This is a genomic window from Pseudomonas sp. BB438, from assembly GCF_057180225.1.
Window position 1 is genome coordinate 4,810,960 of record NZ_CM170001.1, and the last position, 25,250, is coordinate 4,836,209.

Annotated in this window: 21 protein-coding genes and 1 pseudogene; 12 read left to right on the top strand and 10 right to left on the bottom strand. The window is 65.3% G+C overall.

Annotated features, from left to right (window positions below):
- Positions 1 to 153: 153 nt before the first annotated feature.
- A complete protein-coding gene (locus AC1ZV1_RS22020) occupies positions 154 to 753 on the bottom strand; it encodes a tRNA-uridine aminocarboxypropyltransferase (RefSeq protein WP_484293620.1) in 600 nt (199 codons plus the stop codon).
- Positions 750 to 1,646, bottom strand: coding sequence for a LysR family transcriptional regulator (locus AC1ZV1_RS22025; protein ID WP_024765259.1), 897 nt, complete (start codon positions 1,644 to 1,646; stop codon positions 750 to 752). The genes AC1ZV1_RS22020 and AC1ZV1_RS22025 overlap by 4 nt, the downstream gene beginning before the upstream one ends.
- A 288-nt stretch (positions 1,647 to 1,934) precedes the next feature.
- Here AC1ZV1_RS22025 and speB point away from each other — a divergent pair, with 288 nt between their 5' ends.
- The 6 genes from speB (at position 1,935) to AC1ZV1_RS22055 (ending at position 9,131) form a co-directional block, all read left to right on the top strand.
- Positions 1,935 to 2,894: an agmatinase gene (speB, locus tag AC1ZV1_RS22030; RefSeq protein ID WP_015476374.1), complete on the top strand. Its 960-nt coding sequence runs from the start codon at positions 1,935 to 1,937 to the stop codon at positions 2,892 to 2,894.
- Between the two features lie 16 nt (positions 2,895 to 2,910).
- Positions 2,911 to 3,321, top strand: coding sequence for a YybH family protein (locus AC1ZV1_RS22035; RefSeq protein ID WP_484293621.1), 411 nt, complete (start codon positions 2,911 to 2,913; stop codon positions 3,319 to 3,321).
- A 25-nt stretch (positions 3,322 to 3,346) separates the two neighbouring features.
- Complete coding sequence (locus AC1ZV1_RS22040; RefSeq protein WP_484293622.1) at positions 3,347 to 4,861, top strand: purine-cytosine permease family protein; 1,515 nt, start codon at positions 3,347 to 3,349, stop codon at positions 4,859 to 4,861.
- 132 nt (positions 4,862 to 4,993) lie between these two features.
- On the top strand, positions 4,994 to 6,373 hold the full coding sequence (locus AC1ZV1_RS22045) for a sodium:solute symporter family protein (RefSeq protein WP_484293623.1): 1,380 nt from the start codon (positions 4,994 to 4,996) through the stop codon (positions 6,371 to 6,373).
- A 113-nt stretch (positions 6,374 to 6,486) separates the two neighbouring features.
- Positions 6,487 to 8,088: a 5-guanidino-2-oxopentanoate decarboxylase gene (locus tag AC1ZV1_RS22050; protein ID WP_484293624.1), complete on the top strand. Its 1,602-nt coding sequence runs from the start codon at positions 6,487 to 6,489 to the stop codon at positions 8,086 to 8,088.
- A gap of 317 nt (positions 8,089 to 8,405) precedes the next feature.
- Positions 8,406 to 9,131, top strand: coding sequence for an MBL fold metallo-hydrolase (locus AC1ZV1_RS22055; protein ID WP_484293625.1), 726 nt, complete (start codon positions 8,406 to 8,408; stop codon positions 9,129 to 9,131).
- A gap of 71 nt (positions 9,132 to 9,202) precedes the next feature.
- Here AC1ZV1_RS22055 and AC1ZV1_RS22060 read toward each other — a convergent pair whose 3' ends face one another.
- From AC1ZV1_RS22060 to AC1ZV1_RS22075, 4 genes are all read right to left on the bottom strand, one after another.
- The gene (locus AC1ZV1_RS22060) at positions 9,203 to 9,337 is read right to left on the bottom strand and encodes a PA1414 family protein (RefSeq protein ID WP_484293626.1); all 135 of its coding nucleotides are present in this window, start codon (positions 9,335 to 9,337) and stop codon (positions 9,203 to 9,205) included.
- Positions 9,338 to 9,510: 173 nt separating this feature from the next.
- On the bottom strand, positions 9,511 to 10,449 hold the full coding sequence (locus tag AC1ZV1_RS22065) for a DMT family transporter (RefSeq protein ID WP_484293627.1): 939 nt from the start codon (positions 10,447 to 10,449) through the stop codon (positions 9,511 to 9,513).
- A 143-nt stretch (positions 10,450 to 10,592) separates the two neighbouring features.
- Entirely contained in the window at positions 10,593 to 11,690 is a 1,098-nt protein-coding gene (locus AC1ZV1_RS22070) for an extracellular solute-binding protein (protein WP_484293628.1), read from the bottom strand.
- Positions 11,691 to 11,774: 84 nt separating this feature from the next.
- Complete coding sequence (locus AC1ZV1_RS22075) at positions 11,775 to 12,818, bottom strand: histone deacetylase family protein (RefSeq protein ID WP_484293629.1); 1,044 nt, start codon at positions 12,816 to 12,818, stop codon at positions 11,775 to 11,777.
- Positions 12,819 to 13,070: 252 nt separating this feature from the next.
- Here AC1ZV1_RS22075 and AC1ZV1_RS22080 point away from each other — a divergent pair, with 252 nt between their 5' ends.
- The 3 genes and pseudogenes from AC1ZV1_RS22080 to AC1ZV1_RS22090 all read left to right on the top strand — a co-directional run bounded on the left by AC1ZV1_RS22080 (position 13,071) and on the right by AC1ZV1_RS22090 (position 17,474).
- On the top strand, positions 13,071 to 15,530 hold the full coding sequence (locus AC1ZV1_RS22080) for a DUF3772 domain-containing protein (protein WP_484293630.1): 2,460 nt from the start codon (positions 13,071 to 13,073) through the stop codon (positions 15,528 to 15,530).
- Positions 15,531 to 15,729: 199 nt separating this feature from the next.
- A pseudogene (locus tag AC1ZV1_RS22085) lies at positions 15,730 to 16,772 on the top strand (class I SAM-dependent methyltransferase).
- Positions 16,773 to 16,904: 132 nt separating this feature from the next.
- On the top strand, positions 16,905 to 17,474 hold the full coding sequence (locus AC1ZV1_RS22090; protein ID WP_484293631.1) for a hypothetical protein: 570 nt from the start codon (positions 16,905 to 16,907) through the stop codon (positions 17,472 to 17,474).
- A gap of 75 nt (positions 17,475 to 17,549) precedes the next feature.
- On the opposite strand, the gene AC1ZV1_RS22095 is transcribed toward AC1ZV1_RS22090, so the two are convergent.
- The 4 genes from AC1ZV1_RS22095 to AC1ZV1_RS22110 all read right to left on the bottom strand — a co-directional run bounded on the left by AC1ZV1_RS22095 (position 17,550) and on the right by AC1ZV1_RS22110 (position 21,334).
- The gene (locus tag AC1ZV1_RS22095) at positions 17,550 to 17,765 is read right to left on the bottom strand and encodes a DUF3079 domain-containing protein (RefSeq protein ID WP_484293632.1); all 216 of its coding nucleotides are present in this window, start codon (positions 17,763 to 17,765) and stop codon (positions 17,550 to 17,552) included.
- Positions 17,766 to 17,883: 118 nt separating this feature from the next.
- Positions 17,884 to 18,903: an AraC family transcriptional regulator gene (locus AC1ZV1_RS22100; RefSeq protein ID WP_484293633.1), complete on the bottom strand. Its 1,020-nt coding sequence runs from the start codon at positions 18,901 to 18,903 to the stop codon at positions 17,884 to 17,886.
- A gap of 224 nt (positions 18,904 to 19,127) precedes the next feature.
- Entirely contained in the window at positions 19,128 to 20,309 is a 1,182-nt protein-coding gene (locus tag AC1ZV1_RS22105) for a vWA domain-containing protein (protein WP_017518512.1), read from the bottom strand.
- 179 nt (positions 20,310 to 20,488) lie between these two features.
- On the bottom strand, positions 20,489 to 21,334 hold the full coding sequence (locus tag AC1ZV1_RS22110; protein WP_015476360.1) for an AAA family ATPase: 846 nt from the start codon (positions 21,332 to 21,334) through the stop codon (positions 20,489 to 20,491).
- A gap of 295 nt (positions 21,335 to 21,629) precedes the next feature.
- Between AC1ZV1_RS22110 and cysK the strand changes: the two genes are divergently transcribed.
- The 3 genes from cysK to AC1ZV1_RS22125 all read left to right on the top strand — a co-directional run bounded on the left by cysK (position 21,630) and on the right by AC1ZV1_RS22125 (position 25,244).
- On the top strand, positions 21,630 to 22,604 hold the full coding sequence (gene cysK, locus AC1ZV1_RS22115; protein WP_484293634.1) for a cysteine synthase A: 975 nt from the start codon (positions 21,630 to 21,632) through the stop codon (positions 22,602 to 22,604).
- 258 nt (positions 22,605 to 22,862) lie between these two features.
- Positions 22,863 to 23,909 (top strand): polyamine ABC transporter substrate-binding protein, encoded by a 1,047-nt coding sequence (locus AC1ZV1_RS22120; protein ID WP_484297605.1) that lies wholly within the window; start codon positions 22,863 to 22,865, stop codon positions 23,907 to 23,909.
- 429 nt (positions 23,910 to 24,338) lie between these two features.
- Positions 24,339 to 25,244 (top strand): DMT family transporter, encoded by a 906-nt coding sequence (locus AC1ZV1_RS22125; RefSeq protein ID WP_484293635.1) that lies wholly within the window; start codon positions 24,339 to 24,341, stop codon positions 25,242 to 25,244.
- Positions 25,245 to 25,250: the final 6 nt, after the last annotated feature.

Sequence of the window (25,250 nt, forward strand, 5' to 3'; positions counted from 1 at the left end):
ACGTCGGTATTTACGGGAAAGGCAGCGCGCAGGACCGCGTGGAGCGCAGCGATACCCCGGTCATTCCGTGCGCGGACAGGAATATTGGCAGCAAGACCTACGCCGACCCTGCCGGCGGGAGCTGCACGCAAAGGCGGACACGGTCCGCCGCCATCATGAAGACGGACGCGGCCCGTGGTTGCGCCGGAAGGTCTCCTCGCCCATCGCGGCGATCTGGCCCTCGATCAGCGCATCGAACGGGCGCAGCAGCTCGGCATGGGACTGCGGCGCATCCAGCGCGTCCAGCGCATGCACCACTGCCTCGATGGTTGACAGCGCGCCCTCGGCCGGCGCCTTGCGCAGGCGGTAGCGCGAGGTCAGTCCGCCAGGAAGAACGACCCGCGGCAGCGCTGCCAGGTTCGGATTCAGGTGCAGCAGCTTGCGCGCCTTGCGCCAGGTGCCGTCGGGCACGACCAGCAGGCGCGGCTTATCCACAGGCCGCGCGGCCAGCTCGTCCAGCGCCACGGCGGATTCGCCGGGAAACAGCAGCCAGGCGTCCCAGGCGGACAGGTCAAGGTCGCTGAAATCCTCGCCCACCCTCAGCTCCGCATTGGCCAGGCCAAGCGCCGCCAGACGCGCAGTGTTCAGCGCATGGCCGACCTCGCTCGGATGCTGCAGCAGGAGTATGCGGGTGCGGTTGTCCAGGCGCGGGATCAGCGCGCACAGGCAGTGGTTCAGTGGGCGCTCGCAGCGCGGGCAACGGGCACGGCTCATGACTGGCTCGGCTGGGTACGCAGCAGGTCGCGGAAGTTCTGGATCAGCGGCTCGCGGGAACGGCCACGGCGCAGGATCAGCGAGAACGGCGCCTGGTAGCCGAAGGTCGCCGGCAGCAACGCACGCAGGCGGCCCTGCTCCACCCAGGGATGGGCGTAGTGCTCGGGCAGGTAGCCGATGTAGCCGCCGGAAAGGATCAGGATCAACTGCGCTTCCATACTCTCCACGGTACCGGCGCTGTGCTTGAAGCCGTGCCGCGCCAGTTCCGCCTGGCTCCAGTAGCCACGGCCGACCATGCGCTGCTGGGTGATCAGCTCGGCGGGAATGCGCCGGCCGTCGAACAGCGGATGGCGGTCGCTGCAGTACAGCCAGTGCTGCTCTCTATAAAGAGGCTGGTAGACCAGGCCGTTCATCCGGCTGAAGAAGGAGCCGATGGCCAGGTCCAGGCGATTGTCCAGCACTGCCAACTGCAGCTCGTAGGGGCTCTGCACCTGCAGATGCAGGTGCACCGCCGGGTGCAGGCTGCTGAAGGAGCCGATCACATCGGCCAGCGGCAGCGCCGGGTCGCTCACGGTGGAATCCAGCACGCCGAGGTTCAGTGTGCCGCGCAGCTCGCCCTTGAGGGTCGCCGCATAACGCTCGAAACCTTCCAGTTCACCGAGAATCCGCAGGGTTTCCTGATGGAACAGCTCGCCCTTGCTGGTCAGGCCGAAGCCTCCACGCCCACGGTGGCAGAGCACGATACCCAACTGGTTTTCCAGCTGGCTCATGTAGGTACTGATCGCCGAGGTCGACAGGTTGAGTTCCTGTTGGGCGGCAGCGAAGCCCTGGCTGCGCACCACGCAGGCGAAAATCCGCAGCAGTTTGACGTCGGGCAGTGCGCTCGCGCTCATGATGACTCCGCAAAACCGCGGCCGGGCCGCTCTAGTTCAGTACTTTCTGTACCTGAAAAATGGATGATAGCAAGCCACCTATCTATTCAGGAACCGCAGGCTATAAGCCCGGCGAGCCGTCTGCTGCGGCAAGGTGGCGCAGTCTAACGGCCGCCATTAGTTTAGAAAACTCTGAAGTGATTATTTGTAGCCAGCGATTTTCTCCACTACCGCCCGTGACGAGAATCGACCCTCAGTATTCAACAAGCCTGTTTCCACGAAGACAGCGATCAGCCTGAGGCCCTCCCCATGGACAAGAAACTTCACCAGCCCCTGGGCGGTAACGAAATGCCGCGTTTCGGCGGCATCGCCACCATGATGCGCCTGCCGCATATCCAGTCCCCCGAAGAGCTCAACGAACTCGACGCCGCTTTCGTCGGCGTGCCCCTGGACATCGGCACCTCGCTGCGCTCCGGCACCCGCTTCGGTCCGCGTGAAATCCGCGCCGAGTCGGTCATGATCCGTCCGTACAACATGGCCACCGGCGCCGCGCCGTTCGACTCGCTGAACATTGCTGACATCGGCGACGTGGCGATCAACACCTTCAACCTGATGGAAGCCGTACGCATCATCGAAGAGGCGTACGACAAGATCCTCGACCACGGCATCCTCCCGCTGACCCTGGGCGGCGACCACACCATCACCCTGCCGATCCTGCGTGCCATCCACAAGAAGCACGGCAAGGTCGGCCTGGTCCACATCGACGCCCACGCCGACGTGAACGACCACATGTTCGGCGAGAAGATCGCCCACGGCACCACCTTCCGCCGCGCGGTGGAAGAAGGCCTGCTGGACTGCGACCGCGTGGTGCAGATCGGCCTGCGTGCGCAGGGCTACACCGCCGAAGACTTCAACTGGAGCCGCAAGCAGGGCTTCCGCGTGGTGCAGGCCGAAGAGTGCTGGCATAAGTCGCTGGAACCGCTGATGGCCGAAGTCCGCGAGAAAGTCGGCGGCGGCCCGGTGTACCTGTCCTTCGACATCGACGGTATCGACCCGGCCTGGGCGCCCGGTACCGGCACCCCGGAAATCGGCGGCCTGACCACCATCCAGGCGATCGAGATCGTCCGCGGCTGCCAGGGCCTGGACATCATCGGCTGCGACCTGGTCGAGGTCTCCCCGCCTTACGACACTACCGGCAACACCTCGTTGCTCGGCGCCAACCTGCTGTACGAAATGCTCTGCATCCTCCCGGGCGTAGAGCGCCGCTGAGCGCACGAGCACACACATGAATAACGACGCCTGCGTAGCACAGGTGCTGGAGGCTGCCCGCGTTCTCGTGGCAGCCTTCGCGCGCACCGACACCGAAGCCTACTTCGCGGCCTTCAGCGAAGACGCCAGCTTCATCTTCCACACCTGGCCACAGCCGCTGCTTTCGCGCGCGGCGTACCGCGAGGTATGGGAAGGCTGGCTGCGTGACGATGGTTTCGAGGTCCTTGACTGCCTTTCGAGCAACACCTTTGTGAGCCTTCAGGGCGAAGACGTGGCCGTGTTCTGCCACGACGTCGCCACACGGCTGCGCATCCAGGGAGAGGAAAGCCTGAACCACGAACGGGAGACCATCATCTTCCGCCGTGATCCGAAACAGGGCCGCTGGCTGGCCACACACGAGCACCTGTCACCGTCACCGACGCCATAAAGACAGGGCTCCCCGGGAGGAAGTCATGGATAACAAGAACAACGCACACGCAATTACAACGATCGAGACATTCGGGGTCGAGCAGATCCCGGATAGCGAACGCAACGCCACGCCCACCGACCTGTTCCGCATGATCTTCGGTGGTGCCAACACCTTCGCCACTGCCGTGCTCGGCAGCTTCCCGGTTCTGTTCGGGCTGTCGTTCCAGGCCGGCGTCTGGGCCATCGTCCTCGGCGTACTGGTCGGCTCGCTGATCCTCGCCCCGATGGGCCTGTTCGGCCCGCTCAACGGCACCAACAACGCGGTGTCCTCGGGCGCCCACTTCGGCGTGCACGGGCGGATCGTCGGTTCGTTCCTGTCGCTGCTCACCGCCGTCGCTTTCTTCTCCCTCTCCGTCTGGAGCTCGGGCGATGCACTGATCGGTGGCGCCAAGCGCCTGTTCGACCTGCCGGAAACCGACCTGACCCTGGGCCTGGCCTACGGCCTGTTCGCCGTGCTGGTGCTGATCGTCTGCATCTACGGCTTCCGCTTCATGCTGATGGTCAACAAGATCGCCGTGTGGGCCGCGAGCCTGCTGTTCCTGCTCGGCCTGTTCGCCTTCTCGGGCCCGTTCGATGCCAGCTACGCCGGCACCGTGCAGATGGGCAGCGAAGGTTTCTGGGCCGCCTTCATCGGCGCCGCCCTGCTGGCCATGAGCAACCCGGTGTCGTTCGGCGCCTTCCTCGGTGACTGGGCGCGCTACATCCCGCGCGAGACCTCGCAGAAGCGCATCATGCTGGCGGTGATCTGCGCCCAGCTGGCGACCCTGATCCCGTTCCTGTTCGGCCTGGCCACCGCCACCATCGTTGCCGTCAACGCACCGGACTACATCGCGCAGAACAACTACGTCGGCGGCCTGCTGGCCGTTTCGCCGAGCTGGTTCTTCCTGCCGGTGTGCCTGATCGCGGTGATCGGCGGCATGTCCACCGGCACCACCTCGCTGTACGGCACCGGCCTGGACATGTCCAGCGTGTTCCCGCGCCTGCTGAACCGCGTGCAGGCCACCCTGCTGATCGGCCTGCTGTCCATCGCCTTCATCTTCATCGGTCGCTTCGCCGCGAACCTGGTGCAGAGCGTGTCCACCTTCGCCGTGCTGATCATCACCTGCACCAGCCCCTGGATGGTGATCATGATCCTCGGCCTGGTGATCCGCCGTGGCTTCTACCACGCCGACGACCTGCAGGTGTTCACCCGCGGTCAGGAAGGCGGCGCCTACTGGTTCCACAACGGCTGGAACTGGCGCGGCATGGGTGCGTGGATCCCGAGTGCGGCCCTGGGCCTGTGCTTCGTCAACCTGCCAGGCCAGTTCGTCGGCCCGCTGGGCAACCTGGCCGGCGGCATCGACATCAGCCTGCCGGTCACCCTCGGTATGGCCGCCCTGCTCTACCTGGCCCTGCTGCGCTCCTTCCCGGAACCCGCCGGTGTCTACGGCCCCAAGGGCCCGCGCTGGGTCGGCAGCCATGACCGTCCGGTTCGCAGCATCAGCGAGCCGACTGCCTGATCCAGCCTTCGCGACCTGACGCGAAACGCACCACCTGAAAGCCCCCATCGGACCGGTTGCCGCCGGTCCGATGCCCTACCGCACGCCACAAGCGCGCGGCAACAATGACAATGCAAGTGTGAGGAGCCGACCATGGCGTTAGATCTGATCGTCGTACTGATATATGCCGCTGGCATGTTGTGGCTGGGTTGGTATGGCATGCGCCGCGCCAAGACCCATGAAGACTACCTCGTGGCCGGCCGCAACCTCGGCCCGTCGTTCTACATGGGCACCATGGCCGCCACCGTCCTGGGCGGCGCCTCCACCGTGGGCACCGTGCGCCTGGGCTACGTCCACGGCATCTCCGGCTTCTGGCTGTGCGCAGCCCTGGGCGCCGGCATCATCGCGCTGAACCTGTTCCTCGCCAAACCGCTGCTCAAGCTGCGCATCTTCACCGTCACGCAGGTCCTGGAGCGCCGCTACAACCCGATGGCCCGCCAGGCCTCCGCGGTGATCATGTTCGCCTACGCGCTGATGATCGGCGTGGTCTCCACCCTGGCCATCGGCACCGTGATGCAGGTCCTCTTCGGCCTGCCGTTCTGGGTGTCCGTCCTGCTGGGCGGTGGCGTCGTGGTGATCTACTCCACCATCGGTGGCATGTGGTCGCTGACCCTGACCGACATCGTGCAGTTCATCATCAAGACCGTCGGCCTGATGTTCATCCTGCTGCCGATCTGCCTCTACCGCGTGGGCGGCTGGGACGAGCTGGTGGCGAAGCTTCCGGCGACTGCCTTCAGCTTCCACACCATCGGCTACGACACCATCATCACCTACTTCCTGATCTACTTCTTCGGCATCCTGATTGGCCAGGACATCTGGCAGCGCGTGTTTACCGCCCGTGACGAGAAGGTCACCAAGTACGCCGGCACCGCCGCGGGCGTGTACTGCGTGATCTACGGCCTGGTCGGCGCGCTGATCGGCATGTGCGCCAAGGTCCTGCTGCCTGACCTGGACAACGTCAACAACGCCTTCGCCGCCATCGTCAGCGCTGCCCTGCCGGACGGTATCCGTGGCCTGGTGATCGCCGCCGCCCTGGCCGCGATGATGTCCACCGCCAGCGCCGGCCTGCTCGCCGCCTCCACCACCATCACCGAAGACCTGCTGCCGATCGTCACCGGCCAGCGTTCCACCCGCCTGAGCCTGAACCGCATCTGCACCCTGATCACCGGTGTCGTGGTCCTGGCCATCGCCCTGGTGGTGAACGACGTCCTCAGCGCCCTGACCCTGGCCTACAACCTGCTGGTAGGCGGCATGCTGATCCCGCTGATCGGCGCCATCTACTGGAAGCGCGCCACCACCGCCGGCGCGATCACCAGCATGGCCCTGGGCTTCATCACCGCCCTGGTGTTCATGCTCAAGGATGGCTTCGACGCCAACACCCCGATCTACTACAGCCTGGCCATCGGCCTGGTCAGCTTCATCGTCGTCAGCCTGCTGTCGCCCCGCCCGGCGGCAGTCGCCGACGCGGCCTGACAAGGAAAGTGCGCTAGGCAAAAGGGCGCGGCGAGCTGATCTCCGCGCCCTTTTTCATGATCAGCACTGTGCATGATCACCACGACCTCACCCACGAATCTTAAGGAACTGCCATGACCACCTGCGGCGAATTCCTCGTCAAGCAACTCGAAGCCTGGGGCGTCGATACCGTCTTCGGTATCCCCGGCGTACACACCGTCGAGCTGTACCGCGGCCTGCCCCACAGCGGCATCCGCCACATCACCCCGCGCCACGAACAGGGCGCCGGCTTCATGGCCGACGGCTACGCGCGCGTCACCGGCAAGCCGGGGACCTGCTTCATCATCACCGGCCCGGGCATGACCAACATCCTCACCGCCATGGGCCAGGCGTACGCCGATTCCATTCCCATGCTGGTGATCTCGAGCGTCAACGAGCGCTCGCGCCTCGCCCACGGCAACGGCTACCTGCACGAGCTGCCGAACCAGCGCGCCATGGTCGCCGGCGTCAGTGCCTTCAGCCACACCCTGATGAGCGTCGAGGAACTGCCCGCCGTACTGGCCCGCGCCTTCGCCGTGTTCGACAGCGAGCGTCCGCGCCCGGTGCACATCGAACTGCCGCTGGACATCATCACCGCCCCGGCCGACCACATGCAGGTACGCCCGCGCGTACAACTGGCGCGCCCGGCCCCGGCTCGCTCGCCGCTGCATGAAGCCGCCGCCAAGCTGGCCAAGGCAAAGAACCCGCTGCTGCTGCTCGGCGGCGGCTGCGTCGAGGCCCAGGCCGAAGCCCGCGCCCTGGCCATCGCGCTGGACGCACCGACCGCACAGACCATCAACGCCAAGGGCCTGCTGCAGCCGGACCACCCGCTGCTGATCGGCAGCAACCAGTCGCTGATTCCCGTTCGTGAGCTGGCCGCGCAGGCCGACGTGGTCCTGGCCATCGGCACCGAGCTGGGCGAAACCGACTATGACGTGGTGTTCGATGGCAACTTCAAGATCGGCGGCGAGCTGATCCGCATCGACATCGACCCGCAACAGCTGATGCGCAACTACGCACCGAGCATCGCCATCCACAGCGACGCCCGCACGGCCATGCGCGCCCTGCTCGAACTGCTGCCGGCCCGCGAAGCCGACGCCAATAGCCCCGGCGCACAACGCGCAGCCAAGGTACGCGCGCAACTGGCCGAGGACTTCAGCGGCTGGGCGCACTACCGCACCCTGTTCGACAAGATCCTCGAGGTGCTGCCCGACGCCCGTTTCGTCGGCGACTCGACCCAGACTGTCTACAGCGGCAACCACCTGGTAGAACTGGACGGCGGCCGCCGCTGGTTCAACGCCTCCACCGGCTACGGCACCCTGGGCTACGGCCTGCCGGCAGCCATCGGCGCAAAGCTCGGCGAGCCGGGCCGCCCAGTGATCAGCCTGATGGGCGACGGTGGCCTGCAGTTCACCATGACCGAACTGGCCAGCGCCGTGGAAGCCAAGGTGGGCATCGTCGTGCTGCTGTGGAACAACCATGGCTACGGCGAGATCAAGCGCTACATGGAACGCCGCGACATCACCCCGCTGGGCGTGGACATCTACACCCCGGACTTCCTCGCCATCGCCCGCGGCTTCGGCTGCGCCGCCGAGCGCGCCCGTGACCTCGCGCACCTGCAGGAACTGCTGCGCACTGCGCCGAGCGATCGCCCACTGATCGTGGAAGTGATGGAAGCGGCGCCCTTCGCGCCGTAGTGCTGTCGTAGGATGGGTGGAGCCTGCGATACCCATCGGCATGGGTATCGCTCCGCTCCACCCAAACCTACGTTCAAGCCATTTCATCTTCGCCCTGCCCTCTCCCAGGGGGAGCGGGAACCCGCCAGAGCCGAGCGGCCGCGCAGCTACCGGCAACGTCGCTCCAATCCCCCAAGGCTCCGAACGGTTCCTTCTCCCCCTGGGAGAGGTTAGGGTAGTAACCCTCTCATGCAGGAGCGAGCTTGCTCGCGAACCGCCCAGTTCGGGATTGTTCGCGAGCAAGCTCGCTCCTACACAAAAAGCCCGGAATCCGAGTCATGAAGATCGTCACCCGTGACCGCTGGTTCGAGGTTCGTCACTGCTACGACGGCGTCAGCCTGATCCACGAGCCCTACGTCCGCCCCTTCTATCGCTGCAACATGTGGCACATCCAGGGGCGCGACCGCGACGTGCTGGTCGACAGCGGCTCCGGCCTGGTCAGCCTGCGCGAGCAACTGCCCTGGCTCACAGACCGCCCGCTGCTGGCAGTGGCCAGCCACACCCACTTCGACCACATCGCCGGCCATCACGAGTTCGACGAGCGCCTCGTGCACCCGGCCGAAGCCGACATTCTCGCCAGTCCCGACGGCGAACGTACTCTGGCCACCGCCTTCGTCGACGACGAGATGTTCGACGCGCACCCGGACTGCCCGCTGTGCTACGCCGAATACCGCGTCAAGGCTGCTCCGGCGACCCGCACCATCGATGAAGGCGATGTGCTCGACCTTGGTGACCGCACCCTGCAGGTCCTGCACACGCCCGGCCACTCGCCAGGCGGGATCAGCCTGTGGGAGGAGAAGACCCGGACGCTGTTCTCCGGCGACATCATCTACGACGGCCCGCTGATCGAGGATGCCTACCACTCCAACCTCGACGACTACGCTGCCAGCCTGGCGCGCCTGCGCGAGCTGCCGGTGCGCACCGTGCACGGCGGACACTTCGACAGCTTCTCCGGAGAGCGGTTGAAGGGAATGATCGACGACTGGTTCAAGGCCCACGAATAACGGGCAATCCGTTGAGAACCCATTAAAAAACCCGCCATCAGGCGGGTTTTTCGTGTCCAACTCAGGCACCGTCAGTATCGGCGGCGCTGTTCCATCAGCCGACGATGCTCGTCGCTACGGATGGGGATGGGTTGCAGACGTGGAGGCTCGATCAGGCCGAGCGCGACACCGAGTTTCCACGCAACGCTTTGCAGCCAGACTTTCATGGAATGCCTCCTCGTTCGAATTCAGGTCGGGCGGCCCGTTACCACCATGGGCCGCCCTAGGAAGAATAGCCCGGCGTCCCACTCTCCGCCCGTGCCACTCACTCCTTGATACAAAGCCTATCGCCTTCCCCCGCCGCAGCGCCTGACCTGAATCAAGAGCGCGACAGTTCCCATCAGCGGCGAAGCATTCGCCGGATCCACTGCTCGCTGCTTACCAGCGTGATGCCCGCCAGCACCAGCGCGGCGCCTCCGACGAAGTTCAGGGTCAGTGGCTCGCCGAGGATCAGCACGCCGAAGGCGATGCCGAACATCGGCGTCATGAAGGAAAACACCGCCAGGTTCGACGCCAGGTAGCGGCGCAGCAGCCAGAACCAGGTGAAGTAGCTGAAGAACGACACCACCAGCCCCTGGAACAGCACGCTGCCCACGCCAATGGCGGTGAAGCTGACATCCTCGGTCTTGCCCAGCGCCAGCGCGGCGAAGGGCAACAGCAGCGCGGCGATCAGCAACTGGTAGAACAGCGTCAGGATCGGTTTCGCCTCGGACAGCCGCGTGGTGCGCACCGCCACCGTGGTCATGCCCCAGGAAAACCCGGCGAGCACACCGAAGGCATCGCCCATCAGCACGTGGCCATCCATGCTGGCGAAGTCGAAGCCACCGCCGAAGCACAGGGCGATACCACCGAAGCACACGCCGATTCCCAGCCACTGCAGTGGCCGCAGGCGCTCGCTGGGCAGGAGGAAATGCAGCGCCAGCGCCGAGAAGATCGGCGCCGTGTAGATGAACACGGCCATGTGCGAGGCCGAGGTGTAGACCAGGCCCTGGGCGATGAAGAAGAACTCGGCGGCGAACAGCACACCGGCCAGCAACCCGCCCTTGAGCGTGCCCTGGCGCAGGAAGCCCTCCCAGCCGCCGCGCCAGCACATGATCAGGCCTACCGCGACGGCGGCCACGAGGTTGCGCCCGAAGGCCTGCATGATCGGCGCGATGTCCGGTGCGGCGAGTTTCACCATCACCGCCTGGATGCCCCAGATCACGCACAGGCCGGTCATGACCTGGATGGCGAAGGCGTCGGCGCCCTTGCGCTCGACGATGTTGGCTTGGGAGTTCATGGAAGGGCTCGGCAGCAATTGTCAGGAATTGGGAAGCCGAAAGAACAATCGGCGGACTTCCTCGAAGAAAGTCCGCCGATCATGCCAGTTCGCGCCAGCCGGCCGCCAACGGAAATCCGCTGTTCAGCCAGCCGCCAGCGACATTATTTGCCGGACTTCACCTGGGTCCAGGTGCGGGTACGGATACGCTCAAGCTTGGGCGGCAGCATTTCCACCGAGAACAGCTTGGCCTGCACGTCCGCCGGCGGGTAGACGTTGGGGTTGTCGTGCAGCTCCTTGGAGATCAGCCCGTCCGCCGCCTGGTTGGGGTTGGCGTAGGCCACGTAGTCGGAGATCGGCGCGACCACTTCCGGGCGCAGCAGGTAGTTGAGGAAGGCATGGGCCTGCTCGACGTTCTTCGAGTCCTTCGGAATCGCCAGCACGTCGAACCAAGCCGCGGCACCTTCCTTGGGAATGCGGTACTCGATGTGGATGCCATTATTGGCTTCCTTGGCGCGGTTGGCCGCCTGCATCGCGCCGCCGGACCAGGCCAGGGCCACGCAGACGTCGCCGTTGGCGAGGTCGGTGACGAACTTCGAGGAGCTGAAGTAGGTGATGTTCGGGCGCAGCTTCGCCAGCAGTGCCTCGGCCTTCTTGTAGTCGTCCGGGTTGTGGCTGTTGGGCGACAGGCCCAGGTAATGCAGGACCTGCGGGATCACCTCGGTGGGCGAATCGAGGAAGGCCACGCCACAGGATTTCAGCTTGGCGAGGTTCTCCGGCTTGAACACCAGGTCCCAGGAGTCGACCGGCGCGTTGTCGCCGAGCACGGCCTTGACCTTGTCGACGTTGTAGGCGATGCCGTTGGTGCCCCACATGTAGGGCATCACGTACTGGTTGCCCGGGTCCTTGCTCTCCAGCACCTTGAGCAGTGCGGGATTGAGATTCTTCCAGTTCGGCAGCTGGCTCTTGTCCAGCGGCTGGAAGACGCCGGCCTTGAGGTAGTTGGGGAGGAAGCTGTCGCTGGGTACGACCACGTCATAGCCCGAGTGCCCGGAAAGCAGCTTGGCTTCCAGCACTTCGTTACTGTCGTAGACGTCGTATTGCGGCTTGATGCCGGTCTCGCCCTGGAAGCCCTTGAGGGTGTCCGGGCCGATGTAGTCGAACCAGTTGTAGATGCGCACTTCCGGTGCAGCGCTGGCGGCGCTGGCCGTGATGAGGGTGGCGGCGGCGAGCAGGCCGCGCAGCGCGGTATTCTTGTTCATGTCCTTCCCCAGCTGGATGCGCTCGCGCAAACGGTTGCGAGCAATGAAAAGCAATCGGGCGGATTCTCATCCGCCCGACTCGTCTTATCGGCTTGCAGCGGCTTCGTAGCCCTGCAGCACGTTCACCGCGTTGACGCCGATGGCCTCCACCGCGTAGCCGCCTTCCATGATGAATAGGGTCGGAATACCCAGTGCGGCGATACGCTCGCCCATCTTCAGGTAGTCCGGGCTGTCCAGCTTGAACTCGGAAATCGGGTCGTCCTTATACGTATCCACGCCGAGCGATACAACCACCGCGTCCGGCGCGTAATCGGCGATCTTCCGGCAAGCGTCGTCCAGCGCGGCGAACCAGCCGTCCCAGCCGGTGCCATGGGGCAGCGGGTAGTTGTGGTTGTAGCCCTCGCCGGCACCTTCGCCGTGCTCGTTGGCATGGCCGAGGAAGTACGGGTACTCCACCAGCGGGTCACCGTGGATCGAGGCGAACAGCACGTCGTTGCGACGGTAGAAGATGTCCTGGGTGCCGTTGCCGTGGTGGTAGTCGACGTCGAGGATGGCCACGCGCTTGGCGCCCTGGTCGAGGAAGGCCTGGCTGACGATGGCAGCGTTGTTCAGGAAGCAGTAGCCGCCCATGAAGTCGCTGCCGGCGTGGTGGCCCGGCGGACGGCACAGGGCGAAGGCAGTGCTGGCGCCCTGGCGCATGTGGTCCTGGGCGGTCAGCGCGACCTGCGCCGAGCTGTACACGGCCTGCCAGGTGCCGGCGGTGATCGGCGCCTCGGTGTCGAAGCTGTAGTGACCCACTTCGCCCATCAGCGCAGTCGGGATCGGGCCGTCGCGCAGCAGGCGGCGGCCCGGGAAGGTGGTGGAGACCAGGTCACCGGTGTGGCCTTCGGCCGCCCAGCGGGCCCAGGCGCCCTTGAGGAATTCGACGTAACGGGTGTTGTGCGCGCGCAGGATCGGCTCCATGCCGAAGTCCTTGGGCTCGATGATTTCGCCCAGGTTCTGGGACTTCACGCGAGCCAGCACGGTGTCCGCGCGGCTGGGCATCTCGAAGCAGGGCTGGAGTTTGCCGTCGACCAGTTCGGACTGGCCGAAATGCAGGCGGTGATCATCGCTGTACACGGTAAGCATGGGAGTACCCTCTGAAGGATTCTTGTTGTCCGGTGACGGGAATTCTGCCCAGCGACCGCGCGACACAAAACAGCGGAAGCGGCCAAAAGGGGATCGATGTGGCCAGAATTTCTGACCCTTAACCATCTGTATCGATTGATTATCCGCTTTCGGCCGGCAAAGACCCATCCCAGCGGCGCTATGCTCAGGGAATTGTCCTGGCCGTGGGCCGGTCGAACATCATCAAGCGTTTTGACCACAGGATGGGGGAAGATGCGGGAAACCTTCGTACGCGCCTGCAGCCGCGTGCTGCTGATGCTGACCTTGTCGTTGGCGGGCGTTGGCGCCGCGCTGGCGGACGAGCCGACCGACGTCCAGGCCGGCGATTCCATCCAGTTGCCGGACCTGCCCGACGACGCGGGCGTCGACCAACTGGCCGCTCGCCTCGAGCTGATTCGCCAACGCGTGTCCGCCGACAGCGACGACGGCCTGCTGTCGAACCTGCGGCAGTCCGCGCTGGCCGTGCAGGCGCGCGCGGAACAGAACGCCACCGACATCGGCACCGCCCTGTCGCGCACCGAGGACCAGCTCAAGGTGCTCGGCCCGGTCACGCCCAACGAGGCCGAGAGTCTCACCCAGCAGCGCAACGACCTGACGGATGCCCAGAAGGACCTGCAGAAGCAGCTGGAACGCGCCAACCAGATCGATCGCAATGCCCAGGACCTTGCCGCGCAGATCGTCAACCTGCGCCGCAGCCAGTTCAACTCGCAGATCGCCACGCGCTACCCGCCGCCGCTGAGCCCCAGCTTCTGGTCGAACCTGATCCGCCCCACCGACGATGACCTGACCCGCCTGCAATCCATGCGCGCGCAAATCGCCGACGCCTTCGCCACGACCTGGAAGCCCGAGCACCGCTCGCCCTTCATTGCCAGCCTGCTCGTCGCCGTGCTGCTGTGGATTCCTGGCCGGCGCCTGCTGGAGCAACTGCTGACCAAGGCGATGATCCGCTGGATTCCGGTGGGCCGCCTGCGCCGCAGCGCCCTGGCCGTATCGGTCAGCCTGGCGACCATCCTGACCCTCGGCGGTGGCGCTACGGTGATCCATGAAGGCATGAACTGGCACGGCCAGCTCAGCGGCAACATGGAGAACCTCGGCGACCAGATGCTCTCCCTGGTGATCTTCTGCACCTTCACCGCTGGCCTCGGCCGCGCGCTACTGGCCGTGCAGAGACCCTCCTGGCGGCTGCCCGACCTGCCCGATCCGGTCGCTACCGCCCTCTCTCCCTTCCCCTGGCTGATGGCCTGGATGCTGCTGGTGCTGGGCACGGTGGACCGCATCAACAGCTCCAGCGGCGCGAGCCTCGCCCTGACCGTGGCCGTCAACGGCATCACCGCCCTGGCCACCGCCGTGCTGTACGGTATCGCGCTCTATCGCTACCGTCGTGCCCGACGCGAAGCCGAGGGCCATGAGACCTCCGCGCTCGCCGGCATCCTCGTGCTGGCGATGCTGATCACCGTGCTGCTGATCATCCTGGCGCTGGTCACCGGCTACCTGTCACTGGCCTACTTCTTCGCTGGCAAGCTGCTCTGGGCCAGCGTGGTCTGCGCCACCGGCTACCTGCTGACGACGCTGTTCGTCGATCTCTGCGAAGTCCTGCTGTCGCCCCGCCAGCCGATCGGCGAACGACTGGCGGAAAACCTCGGCGTCGACCCACGCCACCAGGCGCAGTTCGCCACCCTGCTGACCGGCGCCGGGCGCACGTTGCTGGTGCTGTCCACCCTGCTGATCGCCTTCTCCACTTCCGGAACCAGCCCTGGCGAGCTGCTCCAGGGCCTGGTGCAACTGGTGGAGAGCGGCCAGTCCCTGGGGCGCCTGAACATCGTCCCCCAGGACATCCTGCTGGCCCTGGGCACCCTGGCCGCCGGGCTGTTGGGCCTGCGCCTGCTCAAGCGCTGGCTGGCCGACGAACTGCTGCCGGAAACGCGCATGGACGCCGGCATGCGCGCCTCACTCGTGACCCTGGTGGGTTACATCGGCATGGTCATTCTGGTGCTGCTGGTGCTCTCGGCGCTGCGCATCAACCTCACCAGCCTGACCTGGGTGGTCAGTGCCCTGTCGGTGGGCATCGGTTTCGGCCTGCAGGCCATCGTGCAGAACTTCATCTCCGGCCTCATCCTGCTCACCGAGCGTCCGGTGAAGGTGGGCGACTGGGTCAGCCTGACCGGCGGGGTGGAAGGCGACATCCGGCGGATCAACGTGCGCGCCACGGAAATCCAGATGTCCGACCAGTCCACGGTCATCGTGCCCAACTCCCAGTTCATCTCGCAGAACGTGCGCAACGTGACCATGGGCAGTGCGCTGGGCGTGGTCGGCATCAACCTCACCCTGCCGCTGGACACCGACGTGCAGCAGGTCCGCGAGCTGATGCTCAAGGCCTATACCGAGCACGAAAACATCGTCGATACGCCGGCCCCGTCCGTGACGTTCAAGGACCTCAGCGCCACCGGCCTGACCCTGTCCGCCTCGGGCAACGTCAGCAGTCCGCGCGCGGTGTACTCGACCAAAAGCGACCTGCTGTTCGCCATCTTCAGCGGCCTGCGCGAGGCCGGCATCAGCCTCAGCACGCCGCAGAACCTGATCCTGCAACGGCCGCAGTTCGCGCGCGCGGAGGCTGCCGACGACGCGGCAGCACCGCAAGTCGGCGACACCACCGGGCCGAATCCAGCGCCGTAGAATGTAAGGGTTACGCCGGTCGGGCAGCCGCCCCGCCGGCCTTCGCGCAACAGTCCCGCGCGGGAGACAGCGTTGCGCCCGCAGCGTCCCGTGCCCGCCGTTGGCCGGCGCCCGTCGCGGCATCCGGCACCGCCGCCTGCCGCCTTCCTTCCTCGGTTGCCGCCGGGCCTCCCCGCGGCTTCGCACGGGAGATCGCGCAATGGACGAAGCCAGACTCAACGAATTCATGGGCAAGCTGGTCACCGACATGGGTGGCGCGGCGATGCTCGCCAACATCATCCTGGGCGAAGAACTCGGCCTCTACAAAGCCATGGCCGACAGCCAGTGAGCCCGGCGCAACTGGCCGAGCGCAGCGGCTGCAACGTCCGCCTGCTGCGCGAATGGCTCAGCGCTCATGCCGCCTCGGGCTACATGGAACACCAGGACGGCACCTTCCGCCTGCCCGAGGAACAGGCCATGGCTTTGGCCATCGAGGACTCGCCGGTCTATGTCGCTGGAGGCGCATCCGTGGTTGCCGCGCTCTACCACGACAAGGACAAGCTGGTCGCCGCCATGCGCGGTGACGGCGGTCTGGCCTGGGGCGATCACCACCCCTGCATGTTCTCCGGCACCGAGAAGTTCTTCCGCCCCGGCTACCGCGCACACCTGGTGGCCGAGTGGCTGCCGGCCCTGGACGACGTGGTCGGCAAGCTCGAAAGCGGCGCGCGGGTTGCCGACGTAGGATGCGGCCACGGTGCTTCCACCATCGTCATGGCGCAGTCCTTCCCGGCCTCCAGCTTCATCGGCTTCGACTACCACCAGCCGTCGATAGACGTGGCCAACCAGCGCGCCGCCCAGGCCGACGTAGCCGGGCGCGCCAGCTTCCAGCGCGCCAGCGCCAAGGACTACCCCGGCAACGACTACGACCTGATCTGCTTCTTCGATTGCCTGCACGACATGGGCGACCCGGTGGGCGCAGCGCAGCACGCACGTCAGGCGCTCAAGCCGGAGGGTACGGTGCTGCTGGTAGAGCCCTTCGCCAACGACCATCTGGACGACAACCAGAACCCGGTCGGCCGACTGTTCTACGCCGCCTCGACCTTCATCTGCACACCCAACTCCTTGTCCCAGGAGGTCGGGCTGGGGCTGGGCGCGCAAGCGGGCGAAGCACGCCTGCGCCAGGTGTTCGAGGAGGCCGGTTTCAGCCGCTTTCGCCGCGCCGCCGAAACGCCGTTCAACCTGATCCTCGAAGCGCGTCCGTAAGCCCTCCCCGATCGACTACAGTGCCCGGAATCCGGGCGCTGTAGCGCGGAAACAATTCGTCATTTTGCCGTCATCAATCCGTTATGTGGTCCATTGAAACTCGCAGGCTTTCAACCCAGGGAAGCCTCCACGATGTTCAATAAAAAGACTGCCAACACCGTTGCATCTCTCGCCCTGCTCGTCGCCGCCCTCGCGGGCTGCGCCGGCCAACAGCAGGTCGCCAGCAAGGAAGCCACGCCGAACAACGACGACTGGTACCTCGTGCGCACCGAATCGACCCTGTACGTGTTCGATGACGCCAACGTCTACCGCGACTACCTCGTCACCGGCAAGACCACCTACACCAAGGAAGTCGGCGAGAAAGACAAGTTCGGCCAGGACGTCGTGCTGGTGGTTCGCGCCGAAGACCAGGGCAAGGACGTGAAGAAGATCGCCGGCTACCAGTTCCTCAAGCAGAGCCTGCCGCCGGCCGCCGGCTTCTACGGCGAAATCCGCAAGGACGGCGTGATCTACGTGGCCCAGCGCTACGGCGACATGGTCGACATGAACGGCCTGGGCGAACCGATCTTCCACCACACCGAAATCGCCAGCGGCCCCAACGGCGAGCGCGTGGTGTACCTGATGCAGAAGGAAGAGAAGAAGCCGGACGCCCTGATCGCCCGCTTCCAGAAGATCTACGGCATCACCCCGAACAAGGGCTGATGACGCGAAAGCGCGCACTCCGGGGAGGGAGTGCGCGCTTTCCTCTTTCCGGCGCCGCAAGGGCGCGAGCGAAAGTTAGCGGGAAGGCTCCAGCTGCACCGCGGGAATGGTTTTCGGCGCCTCGATGCCCCAGTCACCGAACTGATACCAGTCATCGCCGAGCATCTCGGCCGGGTGCATGGTGCGGTCCGCACCGTTGCCACAGGCCAGGTTGGTCGACGGGCAATAACGGTCGCAGCCCCAGCAGATGCGCTCGGGATGCGGCGGGTTGAGCGGGAATTTCTTGGCCATGGTCAGGCCCTCGGAGGTTTCCTTGTGGGATTCCTGAAGGCTATGCCTGTCAGACCGGCCTGCTCCTTGATCCGCGACAATGTCGCGCGGATTTCATGCGCACCTTTGTACACGCGCTCTAGGCCCGGAAATGGCTCGGCGGCTGGCCGCTCCAGCGCTGGAAGGCGTGGCGCAGACTGGCGGTCTCGCTGAAGCCCAGTTCCTCGGCGATGCGGTAGATCGGCATGTCGCCATCCTGCAGCAGTTCCTTGGCGCGGGCGAAGCGCAATTCGTCGAGCAATTGCTGGTAGCTGGTCTGCTGTTGCTGCAGATGGCGGCGCAGGCTGCGCGAGGAGCAGTTGAGGCGCCGCGCCAGTTCTTCCAGGCCCGGCGGTTCCTGCAGGCGCTCGCCAAGGATCGCCCGGACCTTGTCCAGCCAGGCGCGGCGCGCGGCCAGATCGATGTTCTGCCGGCGGCACTGCTCCAGCATTTCGCGGTGGGTTACTGCGTCGGCCAGCGGCAGGCGCATGTCCAGCCAGCTCGCGGGAAAGCCGATGGCGCTGCGCGCGCAATCGAAGCTCAGCTGGCAGCCGAACAGCGTGGCATAGGCGGCGCGGCGTTCGGCCGGGCCGGCGTAGTCGAACTCCGCGCGCACCAGCGGCAAAGGCTGGCCGAGCAGGTCGGCACAGGCGACCTTCAGCGAGCCCAGGCACAGTTCGGTGTTGAACGGGCGCATCTCTTCCTCTTCGCCGTAGCCGGTAGCGACCAGCCAGGCCATGTCGCCGTCCACTTCCAGCGCGAGGTGGAAGTAGGTACCCAGCAGCACCGGGTAGCTCAGGCCGATACGCAGCGCCTCGCCCAGGGTCGGCGCGGAGATCAGCGCATAGCCCAGCAGGCCATAGGCGGTGATCCGTGTGCGCACGCCCAGACGCAAACCGAGGGCCGGTTCACCCGCGAGGTTCTGCACGTTGCTGAAGACCTGCTGCTCCTGCCAGGGGCTGACCAGCCGGCGCAGGTCGAGCAGGTCGTCGCCGGTGATGCCGCTGCCCTCGAGGATGGACTCGCGGCTGTGCCCCTCGGACTCCATCAGCGCGACAGTCAGCGAGGTCATGTGCAGGGAGTTGAGCCAGGTGGAGCGGGAGAAGGTCAGAGGATTCATTCGATGCCCATCGTAGACGCTACGGCGCGCCGCCCGATGTTACCGCGACAGGCGCAGGTCTGGGTGAGGCAAGTTGCGTGCCGGCCACCAGACGTGGCCGTATCGATCCCCGCGCGCCGGGGCTTTCGTCGCCAGGCCGGTCATTTCTGCCTGGCTGCAGGGTTACCTTTGCGGACACCAGGACGGTGCGACTGCACCGCCCTGGCGCTCAACCGCGGGAGCGCTCACCCACGAGAGAGGAACCGCATCCCCTCTTCCAGGCCACTCAAGGTCAGCGGGTACATCTGTTCCTTCACCAGCTCGCGCACGAGGCCCGTGGAAGCGGTGTAGTTCCAAGTGTCCTTCGGGTACGGGTTGATCCAGATGAGCTTCTTGTACTTCTCCATGAAGCGCTGCATCCAGACGTAGCCGGCCTCCTCGTTCCAGTGCTCGACGCTGCCGCCGGCCTGGGTGATCTCGTAGGGCGCCATGGCGGCATCACCGACGAACACCACCTTGTAGTCCGGCCCGTACTTGTGCAGCAGGTCGAAGGTCGCGGTGCGCTCGCTGGAGCGACGCAGGTTGTTCTTCCACACCGATTCGTAGATGAAGTTGTGGAAGTAGAAGTACTCCAGGTGCTTGAACTCGGTCTTGCAGGCCGAGAAGAGTTCCTCGCAGACCTTCACGTGGGCGTCCATGGAGCCCCCGATATCCAGCAGCAGCAGGAGCTTCACGGTGTTGCGGCGCTCGGGACGCATCTGGATGTTGAGCAGCCCGGCATCCTTGGCGGTGTGGTCGATGGTGCCGTCGATGTCCAGCTCTTCCGCCGCGCCTTCACGGGCGAACTTGCGCAGGCGGCGCAGGGCGATCTTGATGTTGCGCGTGCCCAATTCGACCTGGTCGTCGAGGTTCTTGTACTCGCGCTGATCCCACACCTTGGCGGCCTTGCCCTGGCGCTTGCCGGCGTCGCCGACGCGGATGCCCTCGGGGTTGAAGCCGCCGGAGCCGAAGGGACTGGTGCCGCCGGTGCCGATCCACTTGTTGCCGCCGGCGTGGCGCTCCTTCTGCTCTTCCAGGCGTTTCTTGAACTCCTCGATGAGCTTGTCCAGGCCACCGAGGGACTGGATCTGCGCGCGCTCCTCGTCGGTCAGTAGGCGCTCGAATTCCTTGCGCAGCCACTCTTCGGGGATCAGCGCCTTGAGGTGGTCGTCGAGCTTTTCCAGGCCCTTGAAGTAGGCGCCGAAGGCCCGGTCGAACTTATCGAAATGGCGCTCGTCCTTCACCATGATGGTGCGGGCGAGGTAATAGAACTCGTCCATGTCGGCGAACACGACGCGGTGCTTGAGCGCATCGATCAGGTCGAGCAGCTCGCGCACCGATACCGGCACCTTGGCCGCGCGCATTTCGTTGAACAGGTTGAGCAGCATGGCTGCACCCTCGTTGATTCATTGATGCAGGAGCGATGCTCCTTCTGCACTCGGTGCAAGGGCTTGCGAGCTGGAGCCAGGCAAGGCGGAATCAGACGAGGAAGCGGAGTTTACGATTGTAAATGAGCATTCCGAGTCTGATTCCAACGCAGCCTGGCCGACGCGCAGCAGCCCGATAGTTAACGGCTGGCGCGGCGGCTCATGAAAGCCAGGCGTTCGAGCAACTGCACATCCTGCTCGTTCTTCACCAGGGCGCCAGCCAGCGGCGGGATGGCCTTGGTAGGATCGCGCTCGCGCAGCACGGCTTCGCCGATGTTGTCGGCCATCAGCAGCTTCAGCCAGTCCACCAGTTCGGAGGTGGAAGGCTTCTTCTTCAGGCCCGGCACCTTGCGCACATCGAAGAAGATGTCCAGCGCCTCGCTGACCAGCGTGCCGCTGATCTTCGGGTAGTGCACGTCGACGATCTTCTGCAGGGTCTCGCGGTCGGGGAAGGCGATGTAGTGGAAGAAGCAGCGGCGCAGGAAGGCGTCCGGCAGCTCCTTCTCGTTGTTGGAGGTGATGATGATGATCGGGCGCTGCTTGGCCTTGATGGTCTCGTTGGTCTCGTAAACGAAGAACTCCATCTTGTCGAGTTCCTGCAGCAGGTCGTTGGGGAACTCGATGTCGGCCTTGTCGATCTCGTCGATCAGCAGGATCACGCGCTCTTCGGCCTCGAAGGCCTCCCAGAGCTTGCCCTTCTTGATGTAGTTGCGCACGTCGTGGACCTTGTCCACGCCCAGCTGCGAGTCGCGCAGGCGGCTGACCGCGTCGTACTCGTAGAGGCCCTGGTGGGCCTTGGTGGTGGACTTGATGTGCCAGGTGATCAGCTTGGCGCCGAAGGACTCCGCCAACTGCTCGGCGAGCATGGTCTTGCCGGTGCCCGGCTCACCTTTCACCAGCAGCGGGCGCTGCAGGGTGATGGCGGCGTTGACCGCCAGCTTGAGGTCGTCGGTGGCGACGTAGGACTGGGTGCCTTCGAACTTCATCGGTGAATCCTCGAACGGTAGCGGCCGGGGAAGGCCCGGGCGGAAATGTGCGTTTGGGAGACTGCGACTATAACGCGCATGGCGCTCGACTGTGAACGCAGGACGGGCATTCAGTCACTGAATGCCCGGTCACCCTTCACCCAGCCACGCGCAGTCTCTTGCGAGAGCTTGCAGTTCCCAGTGGAGCCCGACACCGGCGCTCCTGCGCCCATCCTTATGCCGGTTCTGCGTCTGGACTGGAAGGCGGGCTGGGAATAGGCTTTCTGATCACCTTCGAGCGACAAGGACTCTCATCATGAGCCGCATCTACGCAGACAACGCGCAGTCCATCGGCAACACGCCGCTGGTCCAGATCAACCGCATCGCCCCGCGCGGCGTCACCATCCTGGCCAAGATCGAAGGGCGCAACCCGGGTTACTCGGTGAAGTGCCGGATCGGCGCCAACATGATCTGGGATGCCGAATCCAACGGTCGCCTGAAGTCGGGCATGACGATCGTCGAGCCGACCTCCGGCAACACCGGCATTGGCCTGGCCTTCGTCGCCGCCGCTCGTGGCTACAAGCTGATCCTCACCATGCCCTCCTCCATGAGCCTGGAGCGCCGCAAGGTGCTCAAGGCGCTGGGCGCCGAGATCGTCCTGACCGAGCCGGCCAAGGGCATGAAGGGCGCCATCGCCAAGGCCGAGGAAATCCTCGCCAGCGACCCGGCCAAGTACTTCATGCCGGCACAGTTCGACAACCCGGCCAACCCGGCGATCCACGAGAAGACCACCGGCCCGGAAATCTGGAACGACACCGATGGCGCGGTGGACGTGCTGGTGGCCGGCGTCGGCACCGGCGGCACCATCACCGGTGTATCGCGCTACATCAAGAACACCAAGGGCAAGCCGATCCTCTCGGTGGCCGTGGAGCCGGTGACCTCGCCGGTGATCAGCCAGGCGCTGGCCGGCGAAGAGATCAAGCCCAGCCCGCACAAGATCCAGGGCATCGGCGCCGGCTTCGTGCCAAAGAACCTCGACCTGTCCCTGGTCGACCGCGTCGCCACCATCGCCGACGAGGACGCCAAGAACATGGCCCTGCGCCTGATGCAGGAAGAAGGCATCCTTTGCGGCATCTCCAGCGGCGCCGCCATGGCTGCCGCGGTGAAGCTGGCCGAAGAGCCGAACATGCAGGGCAAGACCATCGTGGTCGTACTGCCGGACTCGGGCGAGCGCTACCTCTCCACCATGCTGTTCGACGGCCTGTTCGAGGACCAGGAACTGGTCCAGTAAGCTCTACTCCGGCCCTTTGCGGGCGGACTTCCTGCCGCCGCACCTCTCGGGTGCGGCTCGGACCATGTGCGCTGTCTGCGGACCCGCAGGCAGCCATGGCCCCTCGCCATGTTCCGGCAAAATGGTTAATTCTTGCCCAGCCCCGCGACACCGCGTCGCCCATCTCTAGGGGATGGCCGGGTTTTCCGCACCGTTGTCAGGAACACAAGAATGAAAATTTCCGCCCCGTTGCTCTCCACCCTCGCACTCTCGCTCACCATGGCCGCCGGCGCCGCCCAGGCCGACAGCGTGAAGATCTACAACTGGTCCGACTACATCGCCCCGGACACCGTGCCGACCTTCACCAAGGAAACCGGCATCCAGGCGACCTACGACGTCTACGACAGCAACGAAACCCTCGATGGCAAGCTGATGACCGGCAAATCCGGTTACGACATCGTGGTGCCGTCGAACCACTTCATGGCCAAGCAGATCCAGGCCGGCGCGCTGAAGAAGCTGGACAAGAGCCAGCTGCCGAACTGGAAGAACCTCAACCCGGTGCTGATGAAGGCGCTGGAAGTGAACGACCCGGGCAACGAGCACGGCTTCCCCTACCTCTGGGGCACCACCGGCATCGGCTACAACCCGGCGAAGATCAAGGAAGTGCTGGGCGACAACGCGCCGATCGACTCCTGGGACATCTTCTTCAAGCCCGAGTACATGGAGAAGCTGGCCAAGTGTGGCGTCGCGGTGCTGGACAACGGCCCGGAGCTGCTGCCGATCACCCTGAACTACCTGGGTCTGCCGCATCACAGCCAGAAGCTGGATGACTACAAGAAGGCCGAGGAAGCGCTGCTGAAGGTGCGTCCGTACATCCGCTACTTCCACTCCTCCAAGTACGTCAGCGACCTGGCCAACGGCGAGATCTGCGTAGCCGTCGGCTTCTCCGGCGACATCCTGCAGGCCGCTACCCGCGCCAAGGAAGCCAAGAACGGCGTGGAAATCCAGTACTCCACGCCGAAAGAAGGCTCGCCGCTGTGGTTCGACATGGTCGCCATGCCCAACGACGCGCCGGATGAGAAAGCCGCCTACGCCTTCATGAACTACCTGCTGCGCCCCGACGTGATGGCCGGCGTGAGCAACTACGTGCACTACGCCAACGGCAACCTGGCTGCCGACCCGCTGGTGGACAAGGCGATCAAGGCGGACCCGGCGATCTACCCGCCGCAGGACAAGATGGCCAAGCTGTTCGCCCTCGAATCCATGCCGATGAAGATCGACCGCGTGCGTACCCGCACCTGGAACACCATCAAGACCGGCAAGTAAGCGTCACCCTTGCCTGACAGCGCGCGGCCTTGGCCGCGCGTTGTCGTTTTCGTCGCAGGAGTCGCACTTTGCCGCGTGACTCGCACACACCGATCCAGGCCGCTATAGTCCGCCTACGCAGCGCAGATGCTGCCCCACTGAACAGGTTCGCCTTCCATGTCCCGATACCCATTGCCCGATCCGGCAATCATCGCTGCAGCCTCCCCGGCACGCGGCGCGGGTGCGGGTGCGGCCTGCCCTCCTCCGCCCCCTGTCGTCGCTGTCGCGTCGCCTCCGCCACCCGGTGCGGCCTACCCGCCACCCGGTGTGAGCGTCTGACGCCACACGCGTTTCCCACCGCCCGGTTTCCTGCGCCTCACTGACGCAATTCCCGGCCTGTGTCCGGCCATCGAAGGCCGGTCGTGATCTGCCTGACGACAGGTGCATTGCATGATTTCGCTCAACCGTTCCTCCCTGGCGGCCCTGGCCAGTACCTCCCTGTTCGTGCTGCTGTGGAGCAGCGCCGCCATCATCAGCAAATGGGGCCTGGCCCATGCGTCGCCGATGGCCTTCCTCATCGCCCGCTTCGGCACCGCGCTGGTGGCATTGCTGATCCTTTCCCCGCTGATCGGCCTACGCTGGCCGCGCGAGCGCAGGCAGGTGCGCCAGGCCGTGCTCACCGGACTGGTGATGCTGGGCATCTACCCGATCTTCTACCTGATGGCGCTGGACCTGCACGTCACCCCCGGCGTGATCGCCACGGTGCTCGGCGTGCAGCCGATGCTGACCAGCTTCCTGCTCGAACGCCGGCATTCGACGCCGCGCCTGGCCGGCCTCGCGCTGGGACTGATCGGGCTGGTGATGGTGGTCTATCAGAGCATCGGGTTGTCGGGCCTGACCTTCGCCGGGCTGGCCTGCTGTCTGCTGGCGCTGCTGTCGATCACCGGCGGTTCGATCCTGCAGAAGAACATCCGCGAGAACCCGCTGGGCACCCTGCCCCTGCAGTACATGGCCGGGCTCGCGCTGTGCATCGGCGTCGCGCCCTTCCAGCCGCTGCACGTGGAATGGAACGCCGCGTTCATCCTCAGCGCGCTGTGGATGGGCCTGATGGTCTCGGTGCTGGCCACCGTGCTGCTCTACCGCATGATCGCGGCGGGCAACCTGGTCAACGTCACCAGCCTGTTCTACCTGGTGCCGGCGGTCACGGCGCTGATGGATTACGGGGTGTTCGGCAATCGCCTGTCCGCCCTCGGTCTGCTGGGCATGGGCCTGATCGTGCTGGGCCTGATGCTGGTGTTTCGCCAGGCCGCCCCGGCACGGGATGCCGAGACCAGTCAGGCTGTGGATAACCGCTAGCCGCTT

Coding starts and splice junctions, on each gene's coding strand:
- AC1ZV1_RS22045 (WP_484293623.1), top strand. CDS start 4,994: ATGGCGTTAGATCTGATCGTCGTACTGATATATGCCGCTGGCATGTTG.
- AC1ZV1_RS22020 (WP_484293620.1), bottom strand. CDS start 753: ATGAGCCGTGCCCGTTGCCCGCGCTGCGAGCGCCCACTGAACCACTGC.
- AC1ZV1_RS22025 (WP_024765259.1), bottom strand. CDS start 1,646: ATGAGCGCGAGCGCACTGCCCGACGTCAAACTGCTGCGGATTTTCGCC.
- AC1ZV1_RS22050 (WP_484293624.1), top strand. CDS start 6,487: ATGACCACCTGCGGCGAATTCCTCGTCAAGCAACTCGAAGCCTGGGGC.
- cysK (WP_484293634.1), top strand. CDS start 21,630: ATGAGCCGCATCTACGCAGACAACGCGCAGTCCATCGGCAACACGCCG.
- speB (WP_015476374.1), top strand. CDS start 1,935: ATGGACAAGAAACTTCACCAGCCCCTGGGCGGTAACGAAATGCCGCGT.
- AC1ZV1_RS22060 (WP_484293626.1), bottom strand. CDS start 9,337: ATGAAAGTCTGGCTGCAAAGCGTTGCGTGGAAACTCGGTGTCGCGCTC.
- AC1ZV1_RS22100 (WP_484293633.1), bottom strand. CDS start 18,903: ATGAATCCTCTGACCTTCTCCCGCTCCACCTGGCTCAACTCCCTGCAC.
- AC1ZV1_RS22110 (WP_015476360.1), bottom strand. CDS start 21,334: ATGAAGTTCGAAGGCACCCAGTCCTACGTCGCCACCGACGACCTCAAG.
- AC1ZV1_RS22125 (WP_484293635.1), top strand. CDS start 24,339: ATGATTTCGCTCAACCGTTCCTCCCTGGCGGCCCTGGCCAGTACCTCC.
- AC1ZV1_RS22040 (WP_484293622.1), top strand. CDS start 3,347: ATGGATAACAAGAACAACGCACACGCAATTACAACGATCGAGACATTC.
- AC1ZV1_RS22080 (WP_484293630.1), top strand. CDS start 13,071: ATGCGGGAAACCTTCGTACGCGCCTGCAGCCGCGTGCTGCTGATGCTG.
- AC1ZV1_RS22105 (WP_017518512.1), bottom strand. CDS start 20,309: ATGCTGCTCAACCTGTTCAACGAAATGCGCGCGGCCAAGGTGCCGGTA.
- AC1ZV1_RS22120 (WP_484297605.1), top strand. CDS start 22,863: ATGGCCGCCGGCGCCGCCCAGGCCGACAGCGTGAAGATCTACAACTGG.
- AC1ZV1_RS22095 (WP_484293632.1), bottom strand. CDS start 17,765: ATGGCCAAGAAATTCCCGCTCAACCCGCCGCATCCCGAGCGCATCTGC.
- AC1ZV1_RS22065 (WP_484293627.1), bottom strand. CDS start 10,449: ATGAACTCCCAAGCCAACATCGTCGAGCGCAAGGGCGCCGACGCCTTC.
- AC1ZV1_RS22035 (WP_484293621.1), top strand. CDS start 2,911: ATGAATAACGACGCCTGCGTAGCACAGGTGCTGGAGGCTGCCCGCGTT.
- AC1ZV1_RS22075 (WP_484293629.1), bottom strand. CDS start 12,818: ATGCTTACCGTGTACAGCGATGATCACCGCCTGCATTTCGGCCAGTCC.
- AC1ZV1_RS22055 (WP_484293625.1), top strand. CDS start 8,406: ATGAAGATCGTCACCCGTGACCGCTGGTTCGAGGTTCGTCACTGCTAC.
- AC1ZV1_RS22090 (WP_484293631.1), top strand. CDS start 16,905: ATGTTCAATAAAAAGACTGCCAACACCGTTGCATCTCTCGCCCTGCTC.
- AC1ZV1_RS22070 (WP_484293628.1), bottom strand. CDS start 11,690: ATGAACAAGAATACCGCGCTGCGCGGCCTGCTCGCCGCCGCCACCCTC.